Below are 17,152 nucleotides of genomic sequence, written 5' to 3' on the forward strand. Positions count from 1 at the left end.
CGGCTGCCGCCCGACGGACGGCAGCCCGAGCGCAACGAGAAACGCCCCGGAGGTCCGGGGCGTTTTGCTTGGGTGACGCGTCATTCAGACGTGGACGACTTCCCACTCGGCGATTTCGTGCGGCACTTCGAGCGTCGCGGTATCGAGGTCGGACAACTGCGGGCAGTCGCCGCGAGAGATGTGGTCTGCCGCGTGTTCCGGGCACGAGAACGCGCCGAGCACGGCGTTGCCGAACGTCGCTTCCCAGCCGCCGTTACCCGGCAGGATGTAGAACGACCCGAGCGCTGAACCAAAGCGAAATCCCATCATTTCCGTTCTCCCTTTCTGATCACAAGCGATTCTGTGCGTGCCGCCGGTTCGACCGGCCCTGGCTCGACTGGCTGCTTGCGTCCGGTCCGGTATCGACCATCCTCGCGAAGCGTCAGTGCATGGAACAAAGTCTACGTCCGGCGACGGTCCGGATGGTGCGCGTAGAACGGCGACTCGATAGAAAATTGTTCTTGTAAAAACAAAGGGATACGTGCTTCGTTTTGTATTGCGGAACGTTTTTCGGCATCGCGAAATGGGGAATTTGTGCCATGCACCACGAGTTTTTATAACGCAGTGATTCTTTCCGCATCGTGAAAAATCGGCGGTTTGGCGATTGACGAGCATGCGGGCGCGCCCAATAGGCGGGAATCGCCATGCGCTGAGCGCAGAACCGGCGCGCGATGCGCAGGCTGCGCTGCGACGTATCGCCGCTCGAGCGGCGCTCGCGCGTCGCGGTACGGACGCGCGGTTATGATGGCGCGGGGCACGGCTTCGCATCGTGCCCGCGGTATGCGGCCCGTCCGCGTGGCGCCGCTGCCGCCGCACGAACAACGAGGAACGATTGATGATTCGAAGAACCTTTCTGTCGCGCGCGATCGGGGTCGCGGCGGCATCGCTCGTCGCACGCGGTGCATGGACGCAACATGCGGGACATGCCGGTATGGCGGGCATGGACGACATGCGGGACATGCCGGGAATGGGCGGCATGTCCGGGCACGGGCAGCACGCTAACCGGCCCGCGCCTGCGGCGCTGGCGGCAGCCGATGCGCTGCCGGCCGGCGCGCCGCTGGCCGTCTTGCGCACGCTCGTCAACGAAAGTCGCGAGCCGGGCACGTTCCGCGCGACGCTGACCGCGCAGCCGGTCGCGCGGCCGCTGCTGCGCGGTGCGCGCCCGACGACGTTCTGGCAGTTCGGCGCCGGCGCCGACGGCCCCGTCGTCGGTCCGCTGATCGACGTGCGCGAGGGCGATACGGTCGAGATCCGGTTCGAGAACAAGCTGCCGCAGCCGTCGACGATTCACTGGCACGGCCTGCCGGTGCCGCCCGATCAGGACGGCAATCCGTCCGATGCCGTTGCGCCGGGCGCGTCGCGCGTCTATCGCTTCACGCTGCCGAAGGGCAGCGCGGGCACGTACTGGTATCACCCGCATCCGCACATGATGACGGCCGAACAGGTGTTCCGCGGGCTCGCGGGGCCGTTCGTCGTGCGTGCGGCCGACGATCCGCTCGCGGGCTGGCCCGAGCGCCACCTGTTCGTGTCCGATCTGAAGCTCGCGCGCGACGGGACGATTCCGCCGAACGACATGATGGACTGGATGAACGGTCGTGAAGGGCAGTTCGTGCTCGTCAACGGTGCGCGCCGGCCGCGGATCGAGGTCGCCGGCGACGAACGCTGGCGCGTGTGGAACGCGTGCAGCGCGCGCTACCTGCGCGTCGCGTTCGACGACGGCCGCGCGTTCGAGCATGTCGGCACCGACGGCGGCCTGTTCGGCGCGCCGCGTCGCGTCACGTCGCTGCTGCTCGCACCGGGCGAGCGCGCGGAGATGCTGGTTCGGGCCGGCGACCGCGCGTCGCGTGCGGTGCTGCAGGCAGCCGAGTACGATCGCGGCAAGATGGCGATGTCGCACGACGACGGCCACGGCAGCCTGCCGCCCGATCCCGCCCGCGCATTGGCCGACGTCGTGTTCGCGCCGGCTGCGCCGCGCGAGTTGCCCGCGACGCTGCGCACGGTGCCGCCGCTCGGCGAGCCGGTCGCGCACAAGGAGGTCGCGTTCGGCGAAGAGATGGACATGGACGCGATGATGAAGCCTGGCGCGCATGGTCGTCCGGCGGGCATGCGTTTCACGATCAACGGCGACACCTATGCGCCGGGGCGCGTCACGCTGACGAGCCGCCGCGGCGACGTCGAACGCTGGACGATACGTAACGCCACCGACATGGATCATCCGTTCCATCTGCACGGCACGCAGTTCCAGGTGATCGAGCGCGCGACGGAAGGCGCGCGCACGGCCGAGCCGTTCCGCGCATGGCGCGACACCGTGAACGTCCGCAGCGGCGAGACCGTGACGATCCTGACGACGCAGGATATGGCCGGCGAACGCATGTTCCACTGCCACATTCTCGAACACGAAGACCTCGGCATGATGGGTACGCTGAAGGTCGTCTGACGTATCGGTCGTCCGGGTGTCGTCGACATCCGGCGTTCGCCGTTCTCGGGAAAGCAGGCCGCGCATCGTTGTCGATGCGCGGCTTTTTCTTTCTCTGGCGACACTGGAGCGCGCGCAGCGTAATGATTTGTCTTGTCCTATCGGTCAAATGCGAATTGAGTTAGTTGTCCCATAAATATTGGTACGCGTCAGATATGTGCGACGTGTCGCCGTCCCTATACTCGATTTCCGCCGCCGGCTCGCACGCGAAGTCCTGAGCGTCGGGCGTCGGTGCGCTTCGCGGCGGTTCATGTGCGGCGCAAGTCGCTTCCAATTTCCGATGCGGATTCGACATGTGCCGAAGACCGAAAAATACGATTAGGAAAACGATGAAAACTACGAGAGACCGAGGCATCAACACGAACACCTTCAGTGCGAAAGACGAGTCGCGATGCGGGTGCTCCGCGCGGTCGCGCGCCCGCCGCGCGCTGGCATCCGGCGTGGCCGGCATGCTCGGATGGGCCGTTCCCGACGCATACGCGCAGCGGTATGCCGATGCGCCGCCGCTGTCGCGCAGCGTGTCCGCCGACACGATCCTGCGAGCCGACGCGAACGTTCTGGCACCCGGCGACGGCATCGCGATCGTCGTCGATGCGCGGAACGCGCGTGACATGAACGGCACGCGTGCACGCGCGCCGGGGCCGAACAGTTTCGCGATCGGCGGCAACGCGCTCGCTGCCGGCGCCGACAGCATCGCGCTCGGTCCGCGGGCGTGGGCGGCAGGCGATGCAAGCCTGGCCGCAGGTGTCGCGGCCGCGGCGCATCATGCGGATGCCGTTGCGGTCGGTGCCGGCGCGAAGGCGAAGGGAGAACAGAGCATGGCTGCCGGTACGCTGGCGCTGGCCGCCTCGTCGGGCAGTACGGCGGTGGGTGTGCAATCGAGTGCGACGGGTGCGGCGAGCACCGCGCTCGGCGCGGACGCGGCGGCGTTCGGCGACGGAAGCATCGCGCTCGGCAGCGGCGCAAGTGCGAACGAGTTCGACAGCATCGCGCTGGGGACGGCGGCGAACGCTTTCGCGGACGAGACGGTCGCGATCGGCGGCTCGGCGAGCGCGGAGGGCACGGGCAGCATCGCGCTCGGTGCGGAGGCATCGGCACTCGACGACGGCAGCGTCGCGGTCGGCCACGGCGCAAACGCGCAGGCATCGGGCGGTGTGGCGATCGGCGTCGCGGCGGACGCGTCGGCGGAGCACGGCATTGCGCTCGGCTCGAGCGCGAATGCGAGCGGGAGCGATGCGGCGGCCGTCGGTGTGTCGTCGAACGCTGCGGGCGTCGACAGCGCGGCATTCGGCACGAACGCATCGGCGCTCGGCGACGGGAGCCTCGCGATCGGCGGCGGCGCCAACGCGTCGGCGTCGGATGGTGTCGCGATCGGCGTTGCCGCGAGCGCATCGGCGGAGCACGGCATCGCAGTCGGCGCGAACGCGAATGCGAACGGCGCGAACGGTGCCGCGATTGGCGCGGCGTCGCGTGCGGCAGGCGCGGACAGTGCCGCATTCGGCATCGACGCGTCGGCGCTCGGCGACGCGAGCCTCGCGATGGGCCGTCGCGCGATCGCGACGAGCGATGGCAACGTTGCGATCGGCGCCGATGCGCATGCGACGGCAAGCAGCGGCATCGCGATTGGCGTGGGCGCGCACGCGGAAGGCGCAGACAGCACCGTACTCGGCGCCGGTGCGCGCGTAGGCGGCACCGGCGGAGTCGCAGTCGGCGTAGCGGCGACCGCAACGGGCAACGACGGCCTCGCGACGGGCGCTCGCGCACAAGCTGCCGGCTTCCGAAGCACCGCGATCGGCGCCGACGCGACGGCGGTCGGCGATCGCAGCACGAGCGTCGGAAACGGCGCGTCGGCGACGGCCGCACACAGCATCGCGCTCGGTTCGGACGCCGTGGCGAGCGGCACGAATTCGGTCGCGCTCGGCCGCGCGTCGGTCGCGGATCGCGACGATACGGTGTCGGTCGGCGCAGCGGGGCGCGAGCGGAAGATCGTGCATGTCGCGGACGGCGTGCTGCCTTCGGATGCGGTCAACATGCGGCAGCTTCACTCGGTTGCACGGCGCGCATACGGCGGCGTCGCGGCGGCGACCGCGCTGTCGATGATTCCCGACGTCGACACGGGCAAGACGATCGCCGTCGGGATCGGTACGGGCGGCTACCTCGGCTATCAGGCCGTCGCGCTCGGCGCATCGGTGCGGTTCGGCGAGAACCTCAAGCTGCGTGCCGGCGCGAGCCTGAATGCCGCGACGACGACGTGGGGCGCGGGCGCCTCATACAGCTGGTAACGCCACGGCGACACATGCGCTCGATAAACGCGCATGTAAATATTGCGCGATGATGACGGCGCGCGCGATCGTGAATCGGTAAAACGGTCGCGCGCGTCGACAAAATCGATTTGCACGCCTATGCGGACAATCGCAAAGCTTGCGCCGCCATTGTGCAAACTCGCCGATCAATCGACATGGCGCACGTACGACGCACAAAAAAAGAAACCCGGCATCTCGCCGGGTTTCTTCGTCCGAAATCCGTTGCCCTCAGGCGGCCTGGATATTCGAAGCTTGCTTGCCCTTCGGTCCTTGGACGACTTCGAAGCTCACCTTCTGGCCTTCCTTCAGGGTCTTGAAACCCTGCATGTTGATCGCCGAGAAGTGCGCGAACAGGTCTTCACCGCCCTCGTCGGGAGTGATGAAACCGAAGCCCTTTGCGTCGTTGAACCATTTGACAATACCAGTTGCCATACCTACTTCCCCTGTCACACAGTCGCTACTTACCACGAGCACGCTCGAAAAGCTAAACGACCGGAAAACTGCAGCCGTTCCCCCCTCACAAGCTCACCTCGGCCTCTTTCATTTCGCCCGCAGGCAATTTGAAAAAAGTGCCAGCTTGATTGTTGGCGCTCTTTATTTGAGTGTCAAGGAAATTTTTAGACGGTTAGGGGGACGTTGTAAAGAACCCATTTTCAGGGTTTTTCCGGCTTTGCTTCGCAGCACGGCGGCAAGCGCGACAACTTGAAAAGTCGCATAATCGGCTCATATACCAGGCTCGAGTGACACGCGTTCGAGTCGTCCCGGCTTGTGGGATACTGGATGCGAACACGACGTTCCGGCGCGACACCCGGCGACGATTCGCGTTCCGCGCCACGCGTGAAAGCCGGCACCGCAGCCGGCTTTCGCATGGCGCGAAGACGATCGCGTGTTTCCGGGATACCGGGGAGGGCGCCGGCCGGTCGGTCGGGTAATGGCAGGATTGCGGGCCTGTCCGAGTTGTTTAGAATGGGTGTATGGCGATTATCCCGGACAAGCAGGACAGCACGGTCCTGGAACGCAAGCAACAGAAGCTGAAGCCACCTTCGATGTACAAGGTGGTGTTGCTGAACGACGACTTCACGCCGATGGAATTCGTCGTGATGGTCGTGCAGGAGTATTTCAAGAAGGATCGCGAGACGGCCACGCAGATCATGCTGAAGGTCCATCGCGAAGGGCGAGGGGTTTGTGGGGTCTATACGCGGGACATCGCGTCGACCAAAGTTGAGCAAGTCGTTACCCATGCGCGGCAGGCCGGGCATCCGCTGCAGTGCGTGATGGAGGAAGCATGATTGCCCAGGAATTGGAAGTCAGCCTGCACATGGCGTTCATGGAAGCACGCCAGGCGCGCCATGAGTTCATTACGGTCGAGCACCTGCTGCTCGCCCTGCTGGATAATCCGACGGCAGCCGAGGTGTTGCGCGCGTGCGCGGCCAACATCGAGGATCTGCGTCAGAACCTGCGCAATTTCATCCACGACAACACGCCTACCGTCCCCGGTACCGACGACGTCGATACCCAGCCGACGCTCGGCTTTCAGCGCGTGATTCAGCGCGCGATCATGCACGTCCAGTCGACGTCGAACGGCAAGAAGGAAGTGACCGGCGCGAACGTGCTGGTCGCGATCTTCGGCGAGAAGGATTCGCATGCCGTCTACTACCTGCAGCAGCAGGGCGTCACGCGTCTGGACGTCGTGAACTTCATCTCGCACGGCATCGCGAAGACCAACAGCGGCGAGGCCGCGAAGTCGGGCGATCCGAGCGCGGAAAGCGACGACGCGAACGCGCAGAAGGAAACGCCGCTCGCGCAGTTCACGCAGAACCTGAACCAGATGGCGAAGGACGGCCGCATCGATCCGCTGATCGGGCGCGAGCCCGAGGTCGAGCGCGTCGTGCAGGTGCTGTGCCGCCGTCGCAAGAACAATCCGCTGCTCGTCGGCGAGGCCGGCGTCGGCAAGACCGCGATCGCGGAAGGGCTCGCGTACCGCATCACGCGCGGCGAAGTGCCCGACATCCTCGCGAATGCGCAGGTCTACTCGCTCGACATGGGTGCGCTGCTCGCGGGCACCAAGTATCGCGGCGATTTCGAGCAGCGTCTGAAGACGGTGCTGAAGGAACTGAAGGAGCGTCCGCACGCGATCCTCTTCATCGACGAGATCCACACGCTGATCGGCGCGGGCGCCGCGTCGGGCGGCACGCTGGATGCGTCGAACCTGCTGAAGCCGGCGCTGTCGTCGGGCACGCTCAAGTGCATCGGCGCGACGACGTTCACCGAATATCGCGGGATCTTCGAGAAGGATGCAGCGCTGTCGCGGCGCTTCCAGAAGGTCGACGTGACGGAGCCGACCGTCGAGCAGACGGTCGCGATCCTGCGCGGGCTGAAGTCGCGCTTCGAGGAGCATCACGGCGTCAAGTATTCGTCGGGCGCGTTGTCGGCCGCCGCCGAACTGTCGGCGCGCTTCATCACCGACCGTCATCTGCCCGACAAGGCGATCGACGTGATCGACGAAGCGGGTGCCGCGCAGCGCATCCTGCCGAAGTCGAAGCAGAAGAAGACGATCGGCAAGAGCGAGATCGAGGAAATCATTTCGAAGATCGCCCGCGTGCCGGCGCAGAGCGTGTCGCAGGACGACCGCAGCAAGCTGCAGACGCTCGATCGCGATCTGAAGAGCGTCGTGTTCGGTCAGGATCCGGCGATCGACGCACTCGCGGCGTCGATCAAGATGGCGCGCGCGGGCCTCGGCAAGATGGACAAGCCGATCGGCGCGTTCCTGTTCTCGGGCCCGACGGGCGTCGGCAAGACCGAGGTCGCGCGTCAGCTCGCGTTCACGCTCGGCATCGAGCTGATCCGCTTCGACATGTCCGAGTACATGGAGCGTCATGCGGTGAGCCGGCTGATCGGCGCGCCGCCGGGCTACGTCGGATTCGATCAGGGCGGTCTGCTGACCGAAGCCGTCACGAAGAAGCCGCACTGCGTGCTGCTGCTCGACGAAATCGAGAAGGCGCATCCGGACATCTTCAACGTGCTGCTGCAGGTGATGGACCACGGCACGCTGACGGACAACAACGGTCGCAAGGCGGATTTCCGCAACGTCATCATCATCATGACGACGAACGCGGGCGCCGAGTCGATGCAGAAGGCGACGATCGGCTTCACGACGCGTCGCGAGACCGGCGACGAGATGGCCGACATCAAGCGTCTGTTCACGCCGGAGTTCCGCAATCGTCTCGATGCGATCATCAGCTTCCGTGCGCTCGATGAGGAAATCATCATGCGCGTGGTCGACAAGTTCCTGATCCAGCTCGAGGAACAGCTGCACGAGAAGAAGGTCGACGCGCTGTTCACCGACGCATTGCGCAAGCATCTGGCGAAGCACGGCTTCGATCCGCTGATGGGTGCGCGGCCGATGCAGCGGTTGATCCAGGACACGATCCGTCGTGCGCTGGCCGACGAGCTGCTGTTCGGCAAGCTGGTGAACGGCGGCCGCGTGACGGTCGACGTCGACGAAAACGACAAGGTGCAGCTCTCGTTCGACAAGCTGCCGAATCCGCCGCACAAGCCGAACGAAGAGACGGTCGAAGTCGAATAAGCGATAATTGCGGGTTCATCCGAACGGCGCGGGAAGTCCTCCGCGCCGTTTCGTTTTATCCGGCGCCGGCGGCGCGTTCGTAGGGCAGGGAGTGGCAACGCAGTGACACGACAACAGCAGTCGTTCGACAACATCGTCGAGCGCGAACAGGGGCTGCGCCACGCGCTGACGTCGGGGCAGATGGCGATGATCGCGATCGGCGGCGCGATCGGCACGGGACTCTTTCTCGGCAGCGGTTTCGCGATCGGGCTCGCCGGCCCGAGCGTGCTCGTGTCCTATGCGGTCGGCGCGCTGATCGCATTGCTGCTGATGGGCGCGCTGGCCGAAATGACGGTCGCGCATCCGACGGCCGGCTCGTTCGGCGCGTATGCCGAACATTACGTCGGCCCGCTCGCCGGCTTTCTGGTCCGTTACGCGTACTGGTTCGCGGTCGTATTCGCGATCGGCACGGAGATCAGCGCGATCGCCGTGTTCATGAAGTACTGGTTTCCGGCCGTGCCGGGCTGGTACTGGGTCATCGGCTTCTCCGCGCTGCTGATTGCGGTGAATCTCGCGAGCGTCACGCTGTACGGATCGGTCGAATATGCGTTCTCGCTGCTGAAGATCGCGGCGATCGTCGTCTTCATCGTGCTCGGCGCGTATCTGGTGTGGTCCGCGCCGCCCGCATCCGGCATCGGCTTCGCGAACTACACCGCGCACGCCGGTTTCATGCCGAAGGGCCCGTGGGGGACCTGGGTCGCGGTGATCGTGGCGATCTTCAGCTACATGAGCATCGAGGCGGTCGCGATCGCGGCCGGCGAAGCGCGCGATCCGCAGCACGCGGTCACGCGCGCGTTCCGCTCGACCGTGTTTCGCCTCGTGCTGTTCTATCTGCTGACGCTGTCGCTGATGCTCGCGATCGTCCCGTGGACGCAGGCCGGCACCGACGAGAGCCCGTTCGTGAAGGTGATGGCCGCGACGCACGTGCCGTACGCGGCCGGCGTGATCAACTTCGTGCTGCTGATCGCGGCGCTATCGGCGATGAACAGCCAGCTGTACGTGACGACGCGGATGATGTTCAGCCTGTCGCGCGCACGTCTCGCGCCCGCGGTGTTCGGCCGGCTCGGCGCGAACGGCGTGCCGCGCGCGGCGCTGTGGATCTCGACGAGCGGCGTCGCGGTCGCGGCCGTGCTGGTCGCGCTGTCGCCCGATACGGCGTTTACCGTGATGATGGCGATCGCGATGTTCGGCGCGCTGTTCACGTGGCTGATGATCTTCGTCACGCATCTGCGTTTTCGTTCGAAATATCGTGGTCCTGCGCTCGCCTTCCGGATGTGGGCGCATCCGTTCGGCAGCCTGCTCGGCGCGGGGCTCGTCGCGGCGATCCTGCTGACGACCGCTTTTACGCGCGAATTCCGGATGACGATGGTGGTCGGCGTCGTGTTCGTCGTGCTGCTGACGCTTGCTTACGCGCTGCATTACCGGCATCAGCACGCACGCTGAGTTCCCGCGCGGCCGCTCGCTAAGGTTGCGTTAAGCTGGCGGCGGCTACATTCGATCCTGTCTGCAACGCGTTCCGGCTCGCCCGGTTCGCCGCTTTCCTGCAAAAGGGCTCGAATGAACAAACTTCCCGAAATCACGCTTGCGTTCTGGATCATGAAGATCTGCGCGACGACGCTCGGCGAAACCGGCGGCGACCTGCTGTCGATGACGCTGAACGTCGGCTATGCAGTGAGCTCGATCCTGCTGTTCGGTTTCTTCGTCGTTACGCTCGGCGCGCAGCTGCGCACCACGCGCTATCGGCCGGCGGTCTACTGGGCGGTGATCGTCGCGACCAGCACGGCCGGCACGACGATGTCCGACTTCATGGACCGCACGCTCGGGCTCGGCTACGCGCTCGGCACGTCGATTCTCGTCGCGATCCTGCTGTCGATCTTCGCGATCTGGCGGCTGAGCGGCGAATCGCTGTCGGTCGACCGGATCCGCACGCGCAAGGTCGAGATGCTGTACTGGATCGCGATCCTGTTCTCGAACACGCTGGGCACCGCGCTCGGCGACTTCCTCGCGGACAGCTCCGGCCTCGGCTTCGGCGGCGGCGCGCTGCTGATCGGCGGCCTGCTCGCGGCGATCGTCGTCGCGCACTATTTCACGCGAATCTCCGGCGTGCTGCTGTTCTGGGGCGCGTTCGTGCTCACGCGGCCGTTCGGTGCGACGGTCGGCGACTTGCTGACGAAGCCGACCGCCAAGGGCGGGCTCGCACTCGGCACGGTTGGATCGTCGGCGGTGCTGCTCGGCGTGCTCGTCGCGATGGTCGTCTACGCGATGCTCGCGCAGCAGCGGCAGCGCGACCTGACGGCCGCGCGGATCGCGCAGCGCGTCCAGGACTGATGCGGGGCGCGCGAGCGCCGATCGACAAAAAAAGGCCTGCGGCCCCTTTTTTGCACATCCGACGCACCGTTCAGTGACGGCCGGTGCTGCCGAAGCCGCCCGCGCCGCGTTCGCTTTGCGCGAAGTCGTCGACGATGTTGAACTGCGCCTGCACGACCGGCACGATCACGAGCTGCGCGAGGCGCTCGAACGGGTTCAGCACGAATTCCGTTTGCCCGCGGTTCCAGGTCGATACCATCAGCTGGCCCTGGTAGTCGGAATCGATCAGCCCGACCAGATTGCCGAGCACGATCCCGTGCTTGTGGCCGAGGCCCGAGCGCGGCAGGATCAGCGCCGCGTAGCCGGGGTCGGCCAGATGGATCGCGAGGCCCGTCGGCACGAGCGCCGTGTCGCCCGGTTTCAGCGTCAGCGGCGCGTCGAGGCACGCGCGCAGATCCAGGCCCGCGCTGCCGGCGGTTGCGTAGGCGGGCAGGTAGTCGCGCATACGCGCGTCGAGAATTTTCAGGTCGAGTTTCATGCGGTTCGAATCGGTCGGGAAGGGCGCGGCGGCGCGTGCCGCCGCGCGCGAGTTCAGATCAGGCTGTTGTCCGGCAGGCGCTTCGCGATTTCGTCGACGATCACGTGCGCGAGCTCCTCCTTCGGCGCGCGCGGCAGCCGCGTGAGGCCGCTTTCGTCGAACAGCACGACTTCGTTGTCGTCGCGGCCGAACGTCAGCGGGCCGAGATTGCCGACCAGCAGCGGCACGTTCTTGCGCTTGCGCTTTTCGTCGCCGTGCACGTCGAGGTCGCCGCTTTCGGCCGCGAAGCCGACGCAGAACGGCGGATCGGGCAGCGCCGCGACCGACGCGAGGATGTCGGGATTCTCGACGAATTCGAGCGGCGGCATCTTACGGTCGGCCGTCTTCTTCATCTTGTGCTCGGCCGGCTGCGCGACGCGCCAGTCGGCCACCGCGGCAACCGCGATGAAGATGTCGGCATCGTTGATCGCGTTCATCACCGCGTCGTACATCTGCTGCGCAGTCTGGACGTCCTCGCGGTACACGCCCCACGGCGTGTCGAGCGCGACCGGGCCGGCGACGAGATGGACTTCGGCGCCTGCCTGCTGCGCGGCGCGCGCGAGCGCGAAACCCATCTTGCCGCTCGAGCGGTTCGTGAGGCCGCGCACCGGATCGAGCGGTTCGAAGGTCGGGCCGGCCGTGATCAGCACGCGCCGATGCGCGAGCCGCTTCGGCCGGAAGTGCGAGACGATCGCTTCGTAGATCGCTTCGGGTTCGAGCATGCGGCCGTCGCCGACTTCGCCGCACGCCTGCGCGCCGGAGTCGGGGCCGAGCACCGACACGCCGTCGGCGCGCAGTTGTGCGACGTTGCGCTGCGTAGCCGGGTTCTGCCACATCTGCCGGTTCATCGCGGGCACGACGAGCAGCGGACAGTCGCGCGCGACGCAGAGCGTCGACAGCAGATCGTCCGCGAAGCCATGTGCGAGCTTCGCGAGGAAATCGGTCGACGCCGGCGCGATCACGATTGCGTCGGCCTCGCGCGACAGGTCGATGTGCGCCATGTTGTTGTCGATGCGCGCATCCCACTGGCTCGTGTAGACGGGACGGCCGGACAGCGCCTGCATCGTGACGGGCGTGATGAACTGCGTGGCGGCTTCCGTCATCGCGACCTGCACGGTCGCTCCGGCTTTCGTGAGCAGCCGGGTCAGCTCGGCGATCTTGTAGCAGGCGATGCCGCCGGTCAGGCCGAGAACGAGGTGTTTTCCTGCGAGTTCCGCGTGTGCCAACTCAAACCTCCAAGGGTCGAACGAGACGGCCGGCACGCACGCCGGCCGTCGACGCAGAGTATGCGCGCTTAGCGCGCCCCGCGCACGCGACGCAGTTCGTCGTAGATCAGCAGCACGGCGCCGATCGTGATCGCGGAGTCGGCAAGGTTGAATGCCGGAAAGTGCCAGCCGCCGAGATGGAAATCGAGGAAGTCGATCACGTGGCCGTACACGAGCCGATCGATCACGTTGCCGAGCGCGCCGCCGAGGATCAGCGCGAGCGACAGGCTGAACAGCCGCTGGTGGCCGTGGCGCTTCAGCAGGAAGCAGATCACGAGCGTCGCGCCGACGCCGAGCGCGGTGAACGCCCAGCGCTGCCAGCCGCTCGCGGTCGACAGGAAGCCGAACGCGGCGCCGCGGTTGTAGACGAGCACGAGGTTGAAGAACGACGTCAGCGCATGCTGCGCGCCGTAGGCAAACGTCTTCAGGATCGCGATTTTCGACAGCTGGTCGAACAGGATCACGATCAGCGAAATGCCCAGCCACGGCGCGAGTGCGCCGCTGGCCGGTTTCGACAGGGTTTTCGCCATATTTACGCAGCGCTCCGGATTTCGCCGTTTTCAAACAGGTTCGAGAAGCAGCGGCCGCACAGCGTCGGATGATCGGCGTGCGCGCCGACGTCTTCACGATAGTGCCAGCAGCGTTCGCACTTCTGATACTTCGACGCGGCCACGTCGACGCCTTCCTGCGCTTCGTCGTCGACCTTGACGACCGTCGCGGCCGACGTGATCAGCACGAACTTCAGATCGTCGCCGAGGCTCGCGAGCGCGTCGTAACGCGCGCCGCTCGCGTGCACCGTCACTTCGGCCTGCAGCGACGAGCCGATGCGGTTCGCGGTGCGCGCTTCCTCGAGTGCCTTCGTCACGTTGCCGCGCACGTCGCGCAGCAGCGACCACTTGTCGATCAGCGCATCGGCGTTGGCGACGTCCGGATACGCGTAATACGTTTCGGTGAAGATCGTGTCGCTCGCCGGCTGGAACACCTTCCACGCTTCCTCGGCCGTAAACGACAGGAACGGGGCGAGCACGCGCAGCAGGCCCTGCGTCAGGTGGTACAGCGCCGTCTGTGCGGAGCGGCGCGCGCGCGAGTCGGGCGCGCTCGTGTACAGGCGGTCCTTCAGCACGTCGAGATAGAAGCCGCCGAGGTCTTCCGAGCAGTACGTCTGCAGCTTCGCGACGACCGGGTGGAACTCGTACTTTTCGTAGTACGCGAGCAGTTCGGTCTGCAGCTGCGCCGAGAACGCGACGGCATAGCGGTCGATCTCGAGCCACTCGTCGACCGGCACCGCATGCTGCGCGTAGTCGAAGTCGGACAGGTTCGCGAGCAGGAAGCGCAGCGTGTTGCGAATCCGGCGATAGCCTTCCGTCACGCGCTTCAGGATTTCCTCGGAGATCGCGAGCTCGCCCGAGTAGTCGGTCGATGCGATCCACAGGCGGATGATTTCCGCGCCGAGGCGATTCGCGACTTCATGCGGATCGACGCCGTTGCCGAGCGACTTGCTCATCTTGCGGCCTTCGCCGTCGACCGTGAAGCCGTGCGTCAGCAGCCCCTTGTACGGCGCGCGGCCGTCGAGCATCGACGCGGTCAGCAGCGACGAATGGAACCAGCCGCGATGCTGGTCCGAGCCTTCGAGGTAGAGGTCGGCCGGGAACTGCAGCTGATCCTTGTGCGAGCCGCGCAGCACGTGCCAGTGCGTTGTGCCCGAGTCGAACCACACGTCGAGCGTGTCGCGGTTCTTTTCGTACAGGTTCGCGTCGTCGCCGATCAGCTCGCGCGGATCGAGCGTTTGCCACGCCTCGATGCCCGACTTTTCGACACGCTTCGCGACTTCCTCGAGCAGCTCGAGCGTGCGCGGATGCAGCTCGCCGGTTTCCTTGTGCACGAAGAACGCCATCGGCACGCCCCACTGGCGCTGACGCGACAGCGTCCAGTCCGGCCGGTTCGCGATCATGCTGAAGAGGCGCTGCTTGCCCCACGACGGATAGAACGCCGTGGCTTCGACGCCTTCGAGCGCGGTCTCGCGCAGCGTCTTGCCGCCTTCGCGCGGCGTGACGTCCATCCCGGCGAACCATTGCGACGTCGCGCGGTAGATGATCGGCGTCTTGTGGCGCCAGCAGTGCATGTAGCTGTGCGTGTACTTCTCGCTGCGCAGCAGCGTGCCCGCGTCGCGCAGCGCGTCGACGACCTTCGGATTCGCATCCCAGATCGACAGCCCGCCGAACAGCGGCAGCGATTCGATGTAGCGGCCGTCGCCCATCACCGGATTGATGATGTCGGAGTCGGTCATGCCGTGCGTCTTGCAGGAGATGAAGTCTTCGACGCCGTACGCGGGCGACGAGTGCACGACGCCGGTGCCGGTGTCGGTCGTCACGTAGTCGCCCAGATAGACGGGCGCCGTGCGCTTGTAGCCGGGGTGGGCCGACGCGAGCGGATGGTGGAAACGCAGGTTCACGAGCTTCACGCCCGGCGCGGTCGCGACGACGCGGCCGGTCAGCTTGAACTCTTCCATGCACGCGGCGACGCGCTCTTCGGCGACGATCAGCAGCCCGCGCTCGGTATCGACGAGCGCGTAGACGATTTCGGGATGCAGGTTCAGCGCCTGGTTCGCGGGGATCGTCCACGGCGTCGTGGTCCAGATCACGATGCCGCCTTCGGCGCGCGGCAGCGCGGGCAGCCCGAACGCCTGCGCAGTCTTTTCCGGTTCGGCGAACGGGAACATCACGTCGATCGTCGGATCGGTGCGGTCCTTGTACTCGACTTCCGCTTCAGCGAGCGCCGAGCCGCAGTCGAAGCACCAGTTCACGGGCTTCAGCCCGCGATAGACGTAACCCTTCTCGATGATCTTGCCGAGCGCACGGATTTCTTCCGCTTCATTCACGAAGTTCATCGTCTTGTAGGGATCGGCCCAGTCGCCGAGCACGCCGAGGCGCTTGAAGCCGGCCTTCTGCTTCTCGATCTGCTCGGTCGCGTACGCACGCGCCTTGCTCATCACTTCGGCGGCCGGCAGCGACTTGCCGAACTGCTTCTCGATCTGGATTTCGATCGGCATCCCGTGGCAGTCCCAGCCCGGCACGTAGGGCGCATCGAAGCCGGCCATGTTGCGCGACTTCACGACGATGTCCTTCAGGATCTTGTTGACCGCGTGACCGAGGTGGATGTCGCCGTTCGCATACGGCGGGCCGTCGTGCAGGATGAACTTCGGCCGGCCCTTGCTGGCCGCGCGGATCTTCTCGTAGACGCCGCGCTCCTCCCACTCCTTGACCCACTGCGGCTCGCGCTTGGGCAGATCGCCGCGCATCGGGAACGGCGTGTCGAGCAGGTTGACCGGATACTTGGCCTGCGGTTTCGAATCGGCTTTCTTGTTGCTCATGATGGGATCGCTATCTAAATCGGGGGACGCACGTGCGTCGTGAATCGGGCGCGCGCGCAGCGCGGCGCGAGGGTGCGGCGCGCTATGCGCCGCCGGCCGGATCAGCTAATTCGGTCGGTCGCCGACGTCGAGAAGCCGGTCGCGCGGCTGCCCGGCGCACGGTCGCGCTCGATGAAGTACGCGCGCGCGTTCGCGACGTCCTGCGCGATCGCGCGGGACAGCGCCTCGAGATCGTCGAATTTCGCCTCGTCGCGCAGCTTTTTCAGGAATTCGACGCGCACGAGCTTGCCGTATGCGTCGCCGTGCCAGTCGAGCAGGTGCACCTCGAGCAGCACGCGGCCGGAATCGTCGACGGTCGGCCGCAGGCCGAGGCTCGCGACGCCGGGCAGCGGTGCGGGGCCGAGGCCGTGCACCTGCACGACGAAGATGCCCGACAGCGCAGGGCGCTTGTGCGCGATCGGCAGGTTCAGCGTCGGGAAGCCGAGGTCGCGGCCGAGCTTGAGCCCGTGTGCGACGTGGCCGCTGATCGCATAGCTGTGGCCGAGCGCGCTCGCGGCCGCCTCGAGATCGCCCGCGGCCAGCGCGGTGCGCACGCCGGAGCTCGAGATGCGCGTGCCGTCGCTGCCGGCGATCGTGCCCATCTGCTCGACTTCGAAGCCGTACTGCTCGCCGGCCGCCTTCAGCGTGTCGAAGGTGCCCGCGCGCTTCGCGCCGTAGCAGAAATCGTCGCCGACCATCATCCAGCGCGTATGCAGCCCGTTGACCAGCGTGCGTTCGACGAACGCCTGCGGCGACTGGCTCGCGAACGTGTGATTGAAATGCTCGACCACCACGCGATCGACGCCGTGCTCGCGCAGCGCCTCGAGCTTGTCGCGCAGCATCGCGATGCGCGGCGGCGCGCCGGCCGGGTTGAAGAATTCGCGCGGATGCGGCTCGAACGTCATCACGCACACGGGCAGGCCGCGCGCGTCCGCTGCCGCGCGCACGCGCGCGAGCAGGGCCTGATGCCCGCGATGGACACCGTCGAAGTTGCCGATCGTCAGCGCGCAAGGCGCGCGGCTCTCGGCGTTGGGCAGGCCGCGGAAGACTTTCACGATAGCGGATGCAGCGTCGGGGATGGGCGGTGGGATGCCGCAAAGCAGAAGATTATAAACGTTCGGGCGGCGCGGCGGCTCAGGAGGCGGGAAACG

At 66.3% G+C, this 17,152-nt stretch carries 13 protein-coding genes; 6 read left to right on the forward strand and 7 right to left on the reverse strand.

Going from position 1 to position 17,152, the window contains the following annotated elements:
- Positions 1 to 84 precede the first annotated feature (84 nt).
- A complete protein-coding gene (locus HMPREF3115_RS15145; protein ID WP_012212852.1) occupies positions 85 to 309 on the reverse strand; it encodes a hypothetical protein in 225 nt (74 codons plus the stop codon).
- 565 nt (positions 310 to 874) lie between these two features.
- Here HMPREF3115_RS15145 and HMPREF3115_RS15150 point away from each other — a divergent pair.
- Positions 875 to 2,476 (forward strand): multicopper oxidase family protein, encoded by a 1,602-nt coding sequence (locus tag HMPREF3115_RS15150; RefSeq protein ID WP_070554973.1) that lies wholly within the window; start codon positions 875 to 877, stop codon positions 2,474 to 2,476.
- 488 nt (positions 2,477 to 2,964) lie between these two features.
- Complete coding sequence (locus tag HMPREF3115_RS15160; protein WP_227747579.1) at positions 2,965 to 4,797, forward strand: YadA-like family protein; 1,833 nt, start codon at positions 2,965 to 2,967, stop codon at positions 4,795 to 4,797.
- A 249-nt stretch (positions 4,798 to 5,046) separates the two neighbouring features.
- Here the strand turns inward: HMPREF3115_RS15160 and HMPREF3115_RS15165 are convergent, their stop codons facing one another.
- On the reverse strand, positions 5,047 to 5,250 hold the full coding sequence (locus tag HMPREF3115_RS15165; protein WP_004196460.1) for a cold-shock protein: 204 nt from the start codon (positions 5,248 to 5,250) through the stop codon (positions 5,047 to 5,049).
- A gap of 542 nt (positions 5,251 to 5,792) precedes the next feature.
- On the opposite strand from HMPREF3115_RS15165, the gene clpS reads away from it, so the two are divergent.
- The 4 genes from clpS (at position 5,793) to HMPREF3115_RS15185 (ending at position 10,771) form a co-directional block, all read left to right on the forward strand.
- Positions 5,793 to 6,107, forward strand: a complete 315-nt coding sequence (gene clpS / locus HMPREF3115_RS15170) for an ATP-dependent Clp protease adapter ClpS (protein ID WP_006398529.1) — start codon at positions 5,793 to 5,795, stop codon at positions 6,105 to 6,107.
- Entirely contained in the window at positions 6,104 to 8,404 is a 2,301-nt protein-coding gene (clpA, locus tag HMPREF3115_RS15175; RefSeq protein WP_006398530.1) for an ATP-dependent Clp protease ATP-binding subunit ClpA, read from the forward strand. Before clpS ends, clpA begins: the two co-directional genes overlap by 4 nt.
- A 102-nt stretch (positions 8,405 to 8,506) precedes the next feature.
- Positions 8,507 to 9,886 carry an amino acid permease gene (locus HMPREF3115_RS15180; protein ID WP_070554976.1) on the forward strand — a complete coding sequence of 460 codons (1,380 nt, stop codon included), beginning with the start codon at positions 8,507 to 8,509 and terminating at the stop codon, positions 9,884 to 9,886.
- Between the two features lie 114 nt (positions 9,887 to 10,000).
- Entirely contained in the window at positions 10,001 to 10,771 is a 771-nt protein-coding gene (locus HMPREF3115_RS15185) for a COG4705 family protein (RefSeq protein WP_059940199.1), read from the forward strand.
- Between the two features lie 70 nt (positions 10,772 to 10,841).
- On the opposite strand, the gene dut is transcribed toward HMPREF3115_RS15185, so the two are convergent.
- From dut to HMPREF3115_RS15210, 5 genes are all read right to left on the reverse strand, one after another.
- The gene (gene dut, locus HMPREF3115_RS15190; protein ID WP_006410973.1) at positions 10,842 to 11,288 is read right to left on the reverse strand and encodes a dUTP diphosphatase; all 447 of its coding nucleotides are present in this window, start codon (positions 11,286 to 11,288) and stop codon (positions 10,842 to 10,844) included.
- 53 nt (positions 11,289 to 11,341) lie between these two features.
- Positions 11,342 to 12,553 carry a bifunctional phosphopantothenoylcysteine decarboxylase/phosphopantothenate--cysteine ligase CoaBC gene (gene coaBC / locus HMPREF3115_RS15195; RefSeq protein ID WP_070554978.1) on the reverse strand — a complete coding sequence of 404 codons (1,212 nt, stop codon included), beginning with the start codon at positions 12,551 to 12,553 and terminating at the stop codon, positions 11,342 to 11,344.
- 68 nt (positions 12,554 to 12,621) lie between these two features.
- On the reverse strand, positions 12,622 to 13,122 hold the full coding sequence (lspA, locus tag HMPREF3115_RS15200; RefSeq protein ID WP_006398534.1) for a signal peptidase II: 501 nt from the start codon (positions 13,120 to 13,122) through the stop codon (positions 12,622 to 12,624).
- Between the two features lie 2 nt (positions 13,123 to 13,124).
- Positions 13,125 to 15,962, reverse strand: a complete 2,838-nt coding sequence (gene ileS / locus HMPREF3115_RS15205; RefSeq protein ID WP_006410968.1) for an isoleucine--tRNA ligase — start codon at positions 15,960 to 15,962, stop codon at positions 13,125 to 13,127.
- Positions 15,963 to 16,063: 101 nt separating this feature from the next.
- Positions 16,064 to 17,056 carry a bifunctional riboflavin kinase/FAD synthetase gene (locus tag HMPREF3115_RS15210; RefSeq protein ID WP_006405882.1) on the reverse strand — a complete coding sequence of 331 codons (993 nt, stop codon included), beginning with the start codon at positions 17,054 to 17,056 and terminating at the stop codon, positions 16,064 to 16,066.
- Positions 17,057 to 17,152 lie beyond the last annotated feature (96 nt).

Origin of the sequence: Burkholderia sp. HMSC10F09 (assembly GCF_001806955.1) — a bacterium.
In the GTDB taxonomy this organism is placed as follows: Bacteria; Pseudomonadota; Gammaproteobacteria; order Burkholderiales; family Burkholderiaceae; genus Burkholderia; species Burkholderia multivorans.

Coding starts and splice junctions, on each gene's coding strand:
- lspA (WP_006398534.1), bottom strand. CDS start 13,122: ATGGCGAAAACCCTGTCGAAACCGGCCAGCGGCGCACTCGCGCCGTGG.
- HMPREF3115_RS15160 (WP_227747579.1), top strand. CDS start 2,965: ATGCTCGGATGGGCCGTTCCCGACGCATACGCGCAGCGGTATGCCGAT.
- dut (WP_006410973.1), bottom strand. CDS start 11,288: ATGAAACTCGACCTGAAAATTCTCGACGCGCGTATGCGCGACTACCTG.
- ileS (WP_006410968.1), bottom strand. CDS start 15,962: ATGAGCAACAAGAAAGCCGATTCGAAACCGCAGGCCAAGTATCCGGTC.
- HMPREF3115_RS15165 (WP_004196460.1), bottom strand. CDS start 5,250: ATGGCAACTGGTATTGTCAAATGGTTCAACGACGCAAAGGGCTTCGGT.
- HMPREF3115_RS15185 (WP_059940199.1), top strand. CDS start 10,001: ATGAACAAACTTCCCGAAATCACGCTTGCGTTCTGGATCATGAAGATC.
- clpS (WP_006398529.1), top strand. CDS start 5,793: ATGGCGATTATCCCGGACAAGCAGGACAGCACGGTCCTGGAACGCAAG.
- HMPREF3115_RS15150 (WP_070554973.1), top strand. CDS start 875: ATGATTCGAAGAACCTTTCTGTCGCGCGCGATCGGGGTCGCGGCGGCA.
- clpA (WP_006398530.1), top strand. CDS start 6,104: ATGATTGCCCAGGAATTGGAAGTCAGCCTGCACATGGCGTTCATGGAA.
- HMPREF3115_RS15145 (WP_012212852.1), bottom strand. CDS start 309: ATGATGGGATTTCGCTTTGGTTCAGCGCTCGGGTCGTTCTACATCCTG.